The sequence below is a fragment of the Anoxybacillus sp. FSL W8-0382 genome, assembly GCF_038003845.1.
In the GTDB taxonomy this organism is placed as follows: Bacteria; Bacillota; Bacilli; order Bacillales; family Anoxybacillaceae; genus Anoxybacillus; species Anoxybacillus flavithermus_G.
Map to the genome: position 1 here is coordinate 1,912,582 of NZ_JBBOPX010000001.1, position 13,891 is coordinate 1,926,472.

General features: G+C 43.6%; 17 protein-coding genes and 1 pseudogene. 6 read left to right on the forward strand and 12 right to left on the reverse strand.

Features of this window, described 5'->3' with window-relative positions; genetic code table 11:
- Positions 1-42 precede the first annotated feature (42 nt).
- Entirely contained in the window at positions 43-627 is a 585-nt protein-coding gene (locus NSS60_RS10025) for a YhcN/YlaJ family sporulation lipoprotein (RefSeq protein ID WP_004891281.1), read from the forward strand.
- A 19-nt stretch (positions 628-646) separates the two neighbouring features.
- Here NSS60_RS10025 and NSS60_RS10030 read toward each other — a convergent pair whose 3' ends face one another.
- The gene (locus NSS60_RS10030) at positions 647-1,102 is read right to left on the reverse strand and encodes a pyridoxamine 5'-phosphate oxidase family protein (protein ID WP_004891283.1); all 456 of its coding nucleotides are present in this window, start codon (positions 1,100-1,102) and stop codon (positions 647-649) included.
- A 93-nt stretch (positions 1,103-1,195) separates the two neighbouring features.
- Between NSS60_RS10030 and NSS60_RS10035 the strand changes: the two genes are divergently transcribed.
- The gene (locus NSS60_RS10035; RefSeq protein WP_004891284.1) at positions 1,196-1,396 is read left to right on the forward strand and encodes a YlaI family protein; all 201 of its coding nucleotides are present in this window, start codon (positions 1,196-1,198) and stop codon (positions 1,394-1,396) included.
- A gap of 220 nt (positions 1,397-1,616) precedes the next feature.
- A pseudogene (locus NSS60_RS10040) lies at positions 1,617-1,897 on the forward strand (IS982 family transposase); the annotation flags it as partial.
- A 26-nt stretch (positions 1,898-1,923) separates the two neighbouring features.
- Here the strand turns inward: NSS60_RS10040 and NSS60_RS10045 are convergent.
- From NSS60_RS10045 to NSS60_RS10055, 3 genes are all read right to left on the reverse strand, one after another.
- On the reverse strand, positions 1,924-2,865 hold the full coding sequence (locus NSS60_RS10045) for an Rpn family recombination-promoting nuclease/putative transposase (RefSeq protein WP_338123207.1): 942 nt from the start codon (positions 2,863-2,865) through the stop codon (positions 1,924-1,926).
- A 351-nt stretch (positions 2,866-3,216) separates the two neighbouring features.
- Entirely contained in the window at positions 3,217-3,489 is a 273-nt protein-coding gene (locus NSS60_RS10050; protein ID WP_192950881.1) for a hypothetical protein, read from the reverse strand.
- Positions 3,490-3,500: 11 nt separating this feature from the next.
- Positions 3,501-4,229, reverse strand: coding sequence for a macro domain-containing protein (locus NSS60_RS10055; protein WP_192952422.1), 729 nt, complete (start codon positions 4,227-4,229; stop codon positions 3,501-3,503).
- 432 nt (positions 4,230-4,661) lie between these two features.
- Here NSS60_RS10055 and NSS60_RS10060 point away from each other — a divergent pair, with 432 nt between their 5' ends.
- Entirely contained in the window at positions 4,662-5,891 is a 1,230-nt protein-coding gene (locus tag NSS60_RS10060) for an IS110 family transposase (protein WP_064214420.1), read from the forward strand.
- A gap of 147 nt (positions 5,892-6,038) precedes the next feature.
- Here the strand turns inward: NSS60_RS10060 and NSS60_RS10065 are convergent, their stop codons facing one another.
- The 4 genes from NSS60_RS10065 to typA all read right to left on the reverse strand — a co-directional run bounded on the left by NSS60_RS10065 (position 6,039) and on the right by typA (position 9,503).
- Positions 6,039-6,974, reverse strand: a complete 936-nt coding sequence (locus NSS60_RS10065; protein WP_192950879.1) for a DarT ssDNA thymidine ADP-ribosyltransferase family protein — start codon at positions 6,972-6,974, stop codon at positions 6,039-6,041.
- 94 nt (positions 6,975-7,068) lie between these two features.
- Entirely contained in the window at positions 7,069-7,356 is a 288-nt protein-coding gene (locus tag NSS60_RS10070) for a hypothetical protein (RefSeq protein WP_192950878.1), read from the reverse strand.
- On the reverse strand, positions 7,353-7,655 hold the full coding sequence (locus tag NSS60_RS10075) for a YlaH-like family protein (protein ID WP_004891287.1): 303 nt from the start codon (positions 7,653-7,655) through the stop codon (positions 7,353-7,355). Before NSS60_RS10075 ends, NSS60_RS10070 begins: the two co-directional genes overlap by 4 nt.
- A gap of 12 nt (positions 7,656-7,667) precedes the next feature.
- On the reverse strand, positions 7,668-9,503 hold the full coding sequence (gene typA / locus NSS60_RS10080; protein ID WP_340720818.1) for a translational GTPase TypA: 1,836 nt from the start codon (positions 9,501-9,503) through the stop codon (positions 7,668-7,670).
- Positions 9,504-9,607: 104 nt separating this feature from the next.
- Here typA and NSS60_RS10085 point away from each other — a divergent pair, with 104 nt between their 5' ends.
- Positions 9,608-9,781 carry a DUF5325 family protein gene (locus tag NSS60_RS10085; protein ID WP_171699735.1) on the forward strand — a complete coding sequence of 58 codons (174 nt, stop codon included), beginning with the start codon at positions 9,608-9,610 and terminating at the stop codon, positions 9,779-9,781.
- Between the two features lie 10 nt (positions 9,782-9,791).
- Here NSS60_RS10085 and NSS60_RS10090 read toward each other — a convergent pair whose 3' ends face one another.
- The 4 genes from NSS60_RS10090 to NSS60_RS10105 form a co-directional block, all read right to left on the reverse strand.
- Entirely contained in the window at positions 9,792-10,574 is a 783-nt protein-coding gene (locus tag NSS60_RS10090; RefSeq protein ID WP_004891290.1) for an inositol monophosphatase family protein, read from the reverse strand.
- A gap of 50 nt (positions 10,575-10,624) precedes the next feature.
- Complete coding sequence (locus tag NSS60_RS10095) at positions 10,625-10,816, reverse strand: hypothetical protein (RefSeq protein WP_004891291.1); 192 nt, start codon at positions 10,814-10,816, stop codon at positions 10,625-10,627.
- 77 nt (positions 10,817-10,893) lie between these two features.
- Positions 10,894-11,163 carry a UPF0223 family protein gene (locus tag NSS60_RS10100; RefSeq protein WP_192951375.1) on the reverse strand — a complete coding sequence of 90 codons (270 nt, stop codon included), beginning with the start codon at positions 11,161-11,163 and terminating at the stop codon, positions 10,894-10,896.
- A 32-nt stretch (positions 11,164-11,195) separates the two neighbouring features.
- On the reverse strand, positions 11,196-12,155 hold the full coding sequence (locus tag NSS60_RS10105) for an NAD(P)H-dependent flavin oxidoreductase (protein WP_340720819.1): 960 nt from the start codon (positions 12,153-12,155) through the stop codon (positions 11,196-11,198).
- A gap of 186 nt (positions 12,156-12,341) precedes the next feature.
- On the opposite strand from NSS60_RS10105, the gene NSS60_RS10110 reads away from it, so the two are divergent.
- Positions 12,342-13,811 (forward strand): aminotransferase class I/II-fold pyridoxal phosphate-dependent enzyme, encoded by a 1,470-nt coding sequence (locus NSS60_RS10110; RefSeq protein ID WP_340720820.1) that lies wholly within the window; start codon positions 12,342-12,344, stop codon positions 13,809-13,811.
- The last annotated feature ends 80 nt before the right edge of the window (positions 13,812-13,891 follow it).

Sequence of the window (13,891 nt, forward strand, 5' to 3'; positions counted from 1 at the left end):
GATAGAAGAAGTTTCGCAAAATAAACTTAAAGACGAAAAGGGGTGGAACGATTGAAATATATCTTCATCTTCATGTTGCTTTTTATGAGCGCCTGTGGACAACAAGCACAGCCGAACGATCGCGATTCGCTCATTCATGTGAAAAATACGACAAATGAAGAAATTGTAAATAAATCAGGACAACAAATTGCCCGTCATCTCGCTCATCTTGCGAGCAGCGTGCCGAATGTAAACGATGCGACCGTATTAGTTGTCGGGAAATATGCGTTAGTCGGCATCGACGTCAACGCTAAACTCGATCCATCACGGGTAGGGACGGTGAAATATTCTGTCGTGGAAAGCTTACAAAAAGATCCGTACGGGGCGAATGCGATCGTTATCGCTGATGCGGATTTGAATACGAGGTTAAAAGCCATTCAAAAACAAGTGGAGGAAGGAAAGCCGATTCAAGGATTTATGGATGAACTCGCCGCCATCGTCGGACGGGTCATGCCTGAAATTCCAAGCGACTTTCTGCAAATGAGAAATCCGCGCCCAACACGACAAAACGATAAGCAGCTAAATGAAGGGGAAGAGCAGCAGTTAGAAAACGAACAACAAAAACAATCAAACGACCATATGAAATAAGCCGAGCGTATTGCTCGGCTTATGCTTGTTTTAATGCGCTCATCACTTGTTGATCAAGTTTCGCTGCAGCTTGTGCATCATACGTTTTTTCGTATTTCGGTTCGACGGAAATTTTTGCTCCGTAAAACATGACATCGCGCACTTCTTCAATATCGACTTGAACCGCGGCGAGCTTCAACGGAACATTTTCTAATTTTTCAACTTTCACGTGCGCTTTTCCGCTAATGGAGTACGTCGATTCGTTGGCGATTAAAACGATCGAAATCGCTGGATTTGCTTTCACGTTCGCAACGATGCGGGAACGTTGATCGACCGCAAAATATACTTTGTCATGGGCAGGCGCATACACCCATGAAATCGCACTTGCATTTGGTGCACCTGTTTCGTGGTCAACCGTACATACAATGACATATCGTTCTTTTTGTAACGCTTGGAACAACGGTTCAATTAATGTTGGCTCTACCGCATTTGGCATATGTATCCCTCCTTATTTTTATCATACCTTTTTTTCACACAGTTTCAAACAATATGATATACTAATTTTTAAAAAAACGTGTGAGGTTTGACGATGAGAGTACGATGCATTCTTTGTGAAAAAATAGATACGTTAAACGATGAAACGTTGCTTGCAAAACGATTGCGCAATCGCCCGATTCATACGTATATGTGTGAAACGTGCCATGAGCGCATTGCGCAAAAAACGAAAGAACGGCTTGCAACGGGCAAATTTCGCTTTTTCCGCACGAGCAAACATGAAACAGAATGGTAAGTCAAATACTGTCGTCCCCCCAAAAACTTTTGCAACATTGGTGGGCGACGACAGCTATGTATGAAAATAAGAAAAAGCACCATGCACGAGACATGGGTGCTTATTCATAATTGATACCCATGGTGCTAGATAAAATCGAGCAAACATAAAAATAGCCCTTGCCTGCGGATCTCCTTTAGAATAATGAAAGTGCGACCAAACATTCGAAAGGAGAATCCCCATGCAAGAGCACTTTCGTTTTACTACAGACAAAGCAAAAATTCAAAAACAATATGCAGCGATTTTCTTTTTTGTTTCTGCCCAGCTGTCACACATTCAACGCTATCTTCAACGTCGCAATCGTCATTTGGCGAAACAAGAAGACGCGGTGATCATTGCCATTCATCTTTTAGGCTTGGCTTCTCTTCCGAACGTGCATGGCATCGCTTTGTTACTGGGAACTTGTTCACGAATGGACAGTTTCTCGAACGTTCTTGCCGAGCGCTGCGCTTTGCGATCAAATCGCAAACAGCACCCGACACCGTTCGCTAATCCCCCAACCGCTCCCGTACTTCCTCCTCTGTCATGTCGAGAATATGGGCAACGTCTGTTATACTCATTCCTTTTTCGACCATTTTTCGAATCGTTTCATTTTTCCCTTCTTCTCGACCTTGTTCTAATCCTTCTTTCAATCCTTTTTTCAATCCTTCTTTCAATCCTTCTTGTCTTCCTTCTTCCCGACTGCCGCGAATGTTTGAGAGTTGATCAAGGAGCCATTTCAGCCGCATTTCGTACGCGTAGCGGTTTTCGGGATCGACGCTTAAGTTTTGCCATTCTTCTAGCGCTTCTAAAATGTCTTGTTCTGTCATGGCTATTCCCTCCAATTCACGAAACATCTCTTCATCCATTTTTTTCGTTCGTCCATCGACAGCCGACAACATCGTTAGCCATGGCCATTCCGGTGACTGTTTCACTTCTCTCCGATATTTCTTCCATTTTACCATAAATTGTGACAAGTCGAGTACATGAAATTCAAGGTGATGGCTCCAAAGAAACTGTTCTTCGTCTTCACGAATGTGAAAAACGGTATGGAAGCGATCTGTTTCATGTGGGAAAAGGGGATAATTTAAGATGGCGATCATAATCGTTGGAGGGAGGATGTCGTACCGTTCTCCTTTCGATAGTGAAGATGAAAACAACCTTGCCCAGTAATACAATAGCCGTTCGGGCATACCGTATTGTGGGATGATTTGAATTTCAACGTGAATGCGCTCGCCGCGGTTTGTGCGAACGATGACATCTAACCGTCCAGTCTTACCGTCTTCTGTTTCTTTCGTTAGTTCGGTGTTTTCAAACTGTACGTCGATGATGCGATCATCTCCAGTCCGATGTAGCAACGCATTTAAAAACGCCATCGTGATTGACTTTCTACTTGGGTGGCCGAACAGTTGTTTAAACATGAAATCCATTTTTAAATCGAGGTATTGCACACAAATCATCCTTTCTTAGAATATAGGGGATAATTTGATTAAAATCGGGAAATAAGGGAAATGCAAAAGTAGAAAACTGAATTTTGTGGAAAATTTTTATGACAAATGGGGGGAAAAAGTGGGAGGATGAACCGTTTTTTAGGTTGAAAATTTAATTTTTGAAGGGAGAGAGATAGTGATTAAAAGATAAAATAAATTCCAACTGTTTAAATTCAGCCCACTTGATCATGTGACTGAATAGTTACAAAGCGTTTATTCTTCGCTGGACCGTATCTTTGGAAACGAATAAAACGGAAAAGAGAAGAAGTTTTGATTAAAGTCTCAGATGACTAGATATCATCCACATCCATTTCAGGGGAAAGCCATTGTCGCTTTGCCTTTTTTCTTTTTAATCAAAGAAAAGGAAGACAAAAGAAAAGCCCTACAGAGATTTCTCTCCGCAGAGCTTTTCGACATACTTCGCAATGCACAGGCACCGAACCAAGTCTCTGGTTCATCCATGGATTCCTTATGTTTAATTTTAACAAACTCTCCCCTTTTGGCAGAGAAACTGTCTTCTAATGCAATCTTAATGTCATTTGGATTCCCTGTATTTCCAATTAGTTTTCCTATATACTTATCCATCTATTGCCCCCCTAAAATAAACTTAATTGTTCTCCAACCTGAATTTCCATCTTATTATCCCTCTTATTTCTGAGATTTTCTACCAATAATTCTTTTTCATAAAAATACCTAAATAATTTTTCGTATGTTTTTTCTCCTATTCCCTTTACCTTACTTAATTCCCAAAATCTTTTAATCGGCATATTAGATTTGACAATATTCGCTTGTCTTTTTGTAATGCCAATCTGATTAACTAACATTTTATCTGTAAATTCATTGAGTGAATTAACCATTTTTGCCTCTATGCCTTCTGCTTCTTCCTTTTCGTCCAAGCATATATATACATCTATGTCTGCTCTTTTCAAATATTTTTCCATTACAGTTTTGACATCATTCCAATCCAATCCACCATTATTAGTGCCTAATTTGGGAAAGGCTATAGAATCGATGTTTACTTTCTTATAATTTTCAATAAAATATTTTAATCCCTCTTCTATATAACTCATCTTAGAAGGATTTCTCCAATGATTTTTTGTAGGAAAGTTCATAATCCATAAGTCTTCAGAATATCTGAATAATCTAGGTCTCCCTATTCTTATTTCTTTTTGCTTACATTTTCTTACATAATCCTCGAACATTTCAGGATATCTCAATTTAAATTCTAATGCTATACCTGAACCCATAACTCCAAAACAATTTACTGTATTAACTAACGTCTTAGCGGGTGTATTAAAAACTGTACCATCATAGTAATGTATCATATTAAAAACTCCTCGTATAGTATGTTTAGAAAGATTTTTAAATCGAATTTCCAGTTGGATATGCTCCTTGACAATCGCATATGTGTAAGTGATTTGCCCACGGGGGAGGGGCGCGCCCCTCCCCCGTGGATGGCACTACATCGGGGTTGGACTTTTCGCGATGTTCTTGGATAATGGTCTTAGGATCATCGGGGACACTCTTCTCTCTCCTGTAGCTTTGACTACTTAGAAAGTCTGTCTCCCCGGCTCCTGTTCGGACTTCTAACCCGCAGGCTGTTCCCGTTGGTTTCCCATGCTGGAAGGAGCAGCTTCCAGGCAGCCCATGGCCCAACGTGAGTTCTCATATGCGAGGGTGACTGGTCAACAGGCGCGGTCCGGGGGCATCCCGAAGAGTCCCAACCCCACGATCCTACTACGATTGGAGGTGATCTCATGAAACTCTACGTCGGGATTGACGTGAGCTCAACGGACTTATACACGTGTATCATGGATCAAGAAGGAAACACGTGCGCCCAATTCAAGGTGGACAATCATCTCCTTGGCGCGACCTTCCTTCGCGATCAAATCCTCCTGTGGGCCAACAAGCTCCAACCATCCGAAATTCTCATCGGGATGGAAGCCACTTCGGTCTACAGCTGGCATCCAGCGATGTTTTTCCACCAACAGGAGGAGCTGAAGTCTTGGAATGTCAAGGTGTTTACCATCAATCCAAAGCTCATTCGCAAATTTAAAGAAGCGTACACTGACTTGGATAAAACGGACGGCATCGATGCGTGGATCATCGCCGATCGGCTTCGCTTTGGCCGTTTGAAAGTGACAGCTGTCATGCAAGAACAGTTTATCGCCCTTCAACGGCTCACGCGCATGCGCTATCATCTCGTCCATCAGCTGACTCGGGAAAAGCAGTACTTCCTCCAACACTTGTTTTACAAGTGCAGTTCCTTTACCCAAGAGGTGGACAGCTCCGTGTTCGGACATGCCATCTTAGAGCTTCTTCTCGAGTCGTTTAGCTTAGACGAAATCAGTCAGATGGACGTGCAACAGCTCGCTGACTTCTTGCGCCAAAAAGGACGCAATCGCTTTGCCGATCCGGAATGCATCGCCAAGTCCATTCAAAAGGCGGCTCGTTCGTCGTATCGGCTTTCCAAATGTGTCGAGGATTCCATCGACTTGCTTTTAGGGCTATCGATTCAATCCATCCGTAGCCTTCAAGCGCAAATTAAAGAGCTAGATAAAGCGATTACTCGCCATTTGGAAGGCATCCCAAATACGTTACAAACGATTCCCGGCATTGGTCCGGTCTACGCCGCTGGCATCTTAGCCGAAATTGGACAAATCGAGCGCTTTGACAACCAAGCCGCCTTAGCAAAGTATGCAGGTTTGACTTGGTCTAAGCACCAGTCCGGTCGGTTCCAAGCCGAGGAGACTTCCCTCATTCGTTCCGGCAATCGCTATCTCCGTTACTACCTAGTGGAGGCTGCCAACTCGGTACAACGGCATGATGCGTCGTTTCGCACCTATTACCGGAAGAAGTATGAGGAAGTACCAAAGCACCAACACAAACGAGCCCTCGTCCTCACCGCTCGAAAACTCGTGCGTGTGATCGATGCGCTGCTACGCAACGGTCAAATCTACACGCCAAGAAAGGGGGAAGATCGATAGGGGTATCGATCTAACTGATTTTGCATTAAAACCCAGTTAATGACATAAGACAAGACTGGGCTTCTTAAGTATTGCCTTTTTTCGGGTCATCGGACAATCGAATTTCCAATTTCGATGATTTTTCACCTTGACATATTACCGCAGGACTTACTGTATTTGTTCTTCTATGCTTAATATACCATAAAACCAAAACATAAACTTAATTGCAGTATTGGGTATGTTATCTATTTTAAGATTAAATTCGGTATTATTTGTTTGTGGGTACTTAATGCGCACCCTAGATAGTTGATTATTATTCATATCAAACAATTTGTATTCATGTTTGGCATGATTAACAACTGGTAGATTAGTACTGAACGTTAATAATAAACTCCTTTTATTAATTGAATTATCTATTTCTATTCTATAATCCTTTATAAAATTTCTCTCATTATTAAACATATTTCTATCTACAACATATAAGTCATTTTTTCCAAAGAGATTACAGGCCCTTTTATAATCAGTATCACATCTAAATATTATTTTTCTCAAATACTCTAATGATATGGGTTGTGTTGATAATAATTCTGCTTGACGTTTTCGCTTAAATTCCCATTTATATGGTCCCTCATCTAAATAGATTGGCCCTCTATGAAATATTGTGTCCCAATCCATAATATCGTTAAAAAACTCATAATTTTTACCATAGGTTGTATACTGTGACCCTGCATTGCCATCAGCAAATACTGTATAGTCTAAATAAAGGATTTCTTCATCAAACAATAAATACACAGGTATTGGAATATGAGGATGAGAACCCTCTACCTTAATACCTTCATTTCTATATAGTGTCATGGTTTTTTCCTTATAATAGAATCTAACACAATTTTGCACGTCTAGTTTAGTATGTCGAATTACTTCTTGGTCGGCAACATCATAAAATTCAATATTATGATTATGACAAAATTTTCTACTATAAATATATCCTGAATTAATTATCGATCCTAAATTTGAAAAGTCAGTAAAATGTAATGGACCCTTAAAATCATAAACTTTTTTCAATCGTTCAACCGTTCTTCTAATCTGCTTATGATCTGTTTTCATATATAATATCCCCCTGTTTTACTAACTCAAAACATTCACTTATTGATCAAATACATCTAAGTACCCGTGGTGCTAGTTGAGCGCTAGCGCTCAACTAGCACCACGGGTAATTGATATATTTTTCTGGCTCGCGATTAATTTGATCAAGCATTGTTTCAACAAGTTCCGCTGGAAAGCGAAGCGTGCGCGCTTCATTGTTCACAGCAAAAGTGACTGTATAAACGTCGTCTTCTTTTGTATATGCGATTTGTTCAACCGCATGATCTTCGCGTAACAAGTCGGCAAAAAATTGTTCCGTCTCTTGTGCTGCCGTATCGTCTGGGCGCGCCTGCGCAACCACTTTAATTGTCAGCCAATTGTATACCGCATCTTGTAATTTCACGCCTTTTCCCCCTCGCGACGAAGACGCCATTTATAAATGATTAACACGACGGCAGCGACAAGCAATCCTTCCGCCACAGGTAAAAAGACAGCAAAAAACGTTAAAATCGTACAACCGAGCACAAGTAGCGTATAAATGACGACGTTTTTTAACATCGGTAATTTACGCGCAAAGCCGAGACGATACACAATGATCGCTAACACGACGATCGTCGCGTACAACAACCACATCCCTGTTATCGGCTGTTCGTGCACGTTGTATAGCGAAGCGAAAAATGACAGGCGACCGATCACATCCATGACGACTTCCCCCTATTTCTTTTGCTCGGCGAGTTTTTTCTTTTTCGCAATTTTTTCGCGTTCGTTTTTATCTAATATTTTTTTGCGCAAGCGAATCGATTGTGGCGTCACTTCGCAATATTCGTCGTCGTTTAAATATTCGAGCGCTTCTTCTAACGTCATGAGGCGCGGTTTTTTCATCGTCACCGTTTGTTCTTTTGTCGATGAGCGAACGTTTGTCACATGTTTCATTTTGCATACGTTCACGACTAAATCGTTGTCGCGGCTATGTTCGCCAACGATCATCCCTTCATACACTTCCGTTCCCGGCTCGATGAAAATAACGCCGCGGTCTTCGACTTGCATAACGCCATAAGCCGTCGCTTTTCCTGTCTCCATCGAAATGAGCACCCCTTGATGTCTCCCGCCAATTTGCCCTTGGATGACAGGTTGATAGCTGTCGAACGAATGGTTTAAAATGCCGTATCCGCGCGTAAGCGACATAAATTCTGTTCGATAGCCGATTAATCCGCGCGCAGGCACGAGGAAAATAAGGCGCACTTGTCCGTTTCCGTTATTGACCATATCGATCATTTCCCCTTTGCGCGCACCGAGCGACTCCATAATCGCTCCTGTATATTCTTCTGGAATATCAATTTGCACGCGCTCGACCGGCTCGCACATGACGCCATCGATTTCTTTCATAATGACTTCTGGCTTTGATACTTGCAGTTCAAAACCTTCACGGCGCATATTTTCAATTAAAATCGATAAATGAAGCTCCCCACGACCTGACACGATCCATGCATCAGGGGAATCGGTCGGCTCAACGCGAAGCGATACGTCCGTTTCTAACTGGAGGCGAAGACGTTCTTCAATTTTTCTTGCGGTCACATGTTTTCCTTCCCGTCCTGCAAACGGGCTATTGTTCACAAGAAATGTCATTTGTAACGTCGGTTCGTCAATGCGAAGCGGAGGCAATGCTTCTTGCGCGTCAAGCGGACATACCGTTTCACCTACGTTAATATCTTCCATGCCGGAAACAGCCACTAAATCGCCCGCTTTCGCTTCTTCAATTTCGATGCGTTTTAATCCGAGAAAGCCAAACAGTTTTGTGACGCGAAACGTTTTCACAGAGCCGTCTAGCTTCATCAGCGCGACTTGCTGCCCCACTTGCATGCGCCCGCGGAAAATGCGTCCGATTCCAATGCGACCGACGTAGTCGTTATAGTCGAGAAGGGCGACTTGAAATTGAAGCGGCTCATCGCTATTGTCGATTGGAGCCGGAATATGCTCAATAATCGTTTCAAATAGCGCTGTCATGTCGGCGTCTTGTTTGTCTGCATCTAAACTTGCCGTCCCGTTAATCGCTGAAGCGTACACGACCGGAAACTCAAGCTGATCTTCCGTTGCGCCAAGCTCAATAAATAAATCGATCACTTCATCGACGACTTCGTGTGGGCGCGCAAATTCGCGGTCAATTTTATTAACGACAACAATCGGCGTTAAGTTTTGTTCTAACGCTTTTTTTAACACGAAGCGCGTTTGGGGCATACATCCTTCGTACGCATCGACGACGAGCAACACCCCATCAACGAGCCGCATAATGCGTTCGACTTCTCCACCGAAGTCGGCATGTCCCGGCGTATCTAAAATGTTAATGCGCGTGCCTTTGTATTGAATGGCTGTATTTTTTGCTAAAATCGTAATGCCTCGTTCACGCTCTAAATCGTTGCGATCAAGCGCCCGTTCTTCCACTTGTTCGTTCGCCCGAAACGTGCCGGATTGGCGAAGCAATTGGTCGACTAACGTCGTTTTTCCGTGGTCAACGTGCGCAATAATCGCGATGTTGCGAATATCGTTTCTCAATGGTTTCAACTCCTATTTTTCAACATTGCGCGTCTATTATAGCACAAACATAGTAGAAAAGCGGAATGTTTTGTTGTAATCTAAAGGAAAGAGGAGGAAAACATATGAATAAATTTCAACCGCTTTTTTTTATAATGGCGCTACTTGCGACGATAACGTTAATAGGCACCGGCATTGCGATCGCTTATCGACATGTACCAGCGATCGTCGGTTCTCTTATTGCCTTTTTTGGCGTGATGGGGCTTAGTTTTTCACTAAAAAAAAAGAAAAAGCGCTAACGAGCGATAGTTAGCGCTTGATCATCGCAAGTATTTCTTCATGCAATCCCGGTTTTGAAACAAACACCGAGCTTTTTTCAATCATATTGAGCGGCTCACCGTACAAATTTGTCACCACGCCGCCTACTTCTTCAACAATAACCATCCCACCAGCAATGTCCCACGGCGACAACCGAAGCGTAATGTACGCATCTAGTTTACCTGATGCGATGTACGCCATCTCAAGTGCCGCAGAACCGTACGAACGCGTGCCGCGCGCTTTTTTCACAAGCGGTGCTAGCACATGGGGGTCGATGCGACGGTTTTCTGTCACCCACGTTGCATTTAGTGAAATGATCGCGCGGTCGAGCGATGTTTTTTCAAGTGGGGGGAGGGGAGTGCCGTTTAAAAACGCCCCTTTTCCTTTTTGGGCGTAATATAGCTCGTCAAACGCCACATCATATATGTAGCCGAGCATGCCTACCCCATCGTGAAACACCCCAACTGAAATGGCGAAATGACGCTGCTGGTGGACAAAATTCATCGTGCCGTCAATCGGATCAATGATCCAAACGGTGCCGTCTAACGCCTCGAGCTGATCACCAAATCCTTCTTCCCCTAAAACGTGATGCGTCGGATACGTTCGGCGAATGCGTTCAATAAAAAATTGTTCAATTTCGCGATCGACATTTGTTACTAAATCGGACGGGCTTGATTTCGTTTCGATTTTTAGTTTCGTTTGAAACGCATCGCGTATGCGCTCCCCTGCTTCGCGAATCCAATGCTGCATATGTTGATCAATTTCGTTCCACATAAAAAACCTCCTGCATATACTTATGTAGAAAAGGCGGCGCTTGCCGCCTTTCATTTCGACGACAGACGAATGAGTTCTTGGCGTAGTCTTTCGAGTTTTCGTTTACATTCATTTTTTTTCGCTTCATTATTTTCTAACATCGCTTCATAAAGGGTGGCTAGTTCGTAATCAACTTCGAGCTTTAATACTTTAATTCGGCGTTCTCCATCCATTTTTTTAAATCCATCGGCTGTTTTTCTCATATCGTGCACCCCTTCCGCTCTTTTTTTTCTGAAAATTCTTTTTTATATATTATGTAACGGAAGGGGGATATGCAACTTTACATTTTCACAATCTCTCCGTTGGACAACTCTTTTCCTTTTTTGATTGTTTGGTACGACGAATAGCCGCTTACTTTTTCAAATTCATCGCACAGTTTTCGCTCTTCCGCTTTGCTTGGAACGATTTGTTTAAAGCGGCGATATAAGTTCATGAGTTGCTCTCGCTCAATCCCTTGTTCGTACGCTCGCTCAATGCCTTCGTAAAATTTAATAACGTCGATGATTTCTTCGGTTGACCAACTGTAATCAATTGGATAAGCATATTTCATGATGTTCACCTTTCTCCCATCGTTGTCTTCCTTTAGTTTGCCCAACGGGTGCGAATTTGTTCTGCCTCTTGAATGATGCGCGCAAAAAGTTCGCTAACGGTCGGCACATCGTGAATAAGTCCGATCACTTGCCCCGCCCATGCAAACCCTTCTTCCGTATGACCGTCGTAAATAAATCGTTTGTTCGCTTGTCCGCTAATGTACTCTTTTAGTTGTTCATACCCTTTTCCTTCTCGTTCAAACTGTAAAATTTTTTCCGTCCATTCGTTCAACAAAGCGCGCGCAGGGGCACCGAGCGATCGTTTAATGACGACGGTGTCGCTTTCTGTACGTTCCACAAGCATTTGTTTGTACACAGGATGGGCATGAATGCACTCTTTTGTCGCAATAAAGCGCGTGCCCATCTCGATTCCTTCCGCTCCAAGCGCAAGGGCAGCCATCAGCCCACGCCCGTCGCCAATGCCGCCTGACGCGATGACAGGAATCGATACGGAATCGACGACGCGCGGCACTAGGACGAACGTTCCGATATCGTGTTTGCCGAGATGTCCGCCCCCTTCTTGCCCGACGACCATAACCGCATCTGCGCCGAGCTCCTCTGCTTTCACTGCTTGGCGAACAGCTGCGACAAGCACTAATGTTTTGACGTTCGTTCCTTTCAGCAGTTCAAAAAACGGCGCCGGATTGCCGCCTGTGACCGAGACGACCGGCACGCCCTCATCAAGCGCCGCCTCAAGCATGTGCGCAAACGGACGTCCATGTTGTCCGATCGCAAAATTCACACCAAACGGTTTGTCCGTTTTTTCCCGCACTTTTTTAATTTCTTCCCGCAACGCATCTGGCGTCTCAAGCGACATCGCTGTAATTTGCCCGAGCCCCCCGGCATTCGATACCGCCGCCGCTAAATCGGCATATGCTAAATACGCTAACCCTCCTTGAATAATCGGATAACGAATGCCTAACAGCTCGGTTACCCTCGTGTTCCAGTTCACAACCCATTCCCCCTTTACTTTTTATCATTCTTCACTTATAAAGAAAAGTCCTTCACAAACAATAAATGAAGAAACATACACCGCCTTTCATTTTTAAACAAAAAAACCATCTTTGCAAACGTATGAAGAAGTGCTATAATTCACTTTGTTTTATGTAAATCCAAGTTAAAGAGGTGTACAGCGAAATTGTCACAGTATGAAACACCGTTATTTACCGGACTGTTAGAGCATATAAAGAAAAATCCGATTCAATTTCATATTCCTGGCCATAAAAAAGGAGCAGGCATGGACGAGCAGTTTCGCTCCTTTATTGGAGAAAATGCGTTAGCGATGGATTTAATTAATATCGGTCCGCTTGATGATTTACATCAGCCAAAAGGAATGATTAAACGGGCGCAACAGCTAGCAGCGGAAGCGTTTGGAGCGGACTATACGTTTTTCTCCGTGCAAGGAACGAGCGGAGCGATTATGACGATGGTCATGTCTGTCGCAGGACCTGGGGATAAAATTATCGCCCCACGAAACGTGCATAAATCCGTTATGTCTGCCATCGTCTTTTCGGGAGCGACACCGATTTTCGTTCATCCTGAAATTGATAAAGAGCTCGGCATTTCGCACGGCATTACACCAGAAGCGGTAGAAGCGGCATTAAAGCAACATCCCGACGCCAAAGGGGTGCTCGTCATTAACCCGACATACTTCGGCATTGCTGGCGACTTGAAACGCATCGTTGACATTGCGCACGCATACGGCGTTCCTGTTCTTGTGGACGAGGCGCACGGTGTGCACATTCACTTTCATGAAGAGTTGCCACTATCAGCGATGCAAGCAGGTGCGGATATGGCAGCGACGAGCGTGCATAAACTAGGCGGTTCGATGACGCAAAGCTCCATTTTAAACGTGAAAGAAGGGCTTGTGTCACCGAAGCGCGTGCAAGCGATTTTAAGCATGTTAACGACGACATCAACATCTTACTTATTGCTCGCTTCGCTCGATGTCGCGCGTAAACGGCTAGCGACAGAAGGACATGAGCTTGCGGAACAAGCGATTCGCCTGGCAAATGAAACGCGGAAGCAAATTAACGACATCGATTATTTATATTGCGTCGGAAAAGAAATTCTCGGGACAGAAGCAACGTTTGATTACGATCCGACGAAGCTCATTATTTCAGTCAAAGAGCTTGGACTCACTGGCTACGACGTGGAAAAATGGCTTCGTGAACGCTACAATATTGAAGTCGAATTGTCGGATTTATATAACATTTTATGTATTATTACACCGGGCGATACGGAGCAGGAAACGAACGTATTAGTTGATGCGCTTCGTCATTTATCGAATGAATTTCGCCATCAAGCGGAAGTCGGGAAAAAAGCGGAAGTGATTTTACCAGATATTCCTGTGCTTGCGCTCACCCCACGCGATGCGTTTTATGCGGAAACGGAAGTCGTGCCGTTTGATGAATCGGCAGGGCGCATTATCGCGGAGTTTGTCATGGTATATCCACCTGGCATCCCGATTTTCATCCCGGGCGAAATTATTACGGAAGAAAATTTAAATTACATTCGCAAAAATATCGAAGTCGGCTTGCCTGTTCAAGGTCCAGAAGACGATACGTTGCGAACGTTGCGCGTCATTAAAGAACATCATAGACGATAAAAGCGGAGTGTAGCACTCCGCTTTTAAAAAAAGAGACTGGCGAAAACCAGTCTCTTTTCTATATATATCCTCCCCATCCC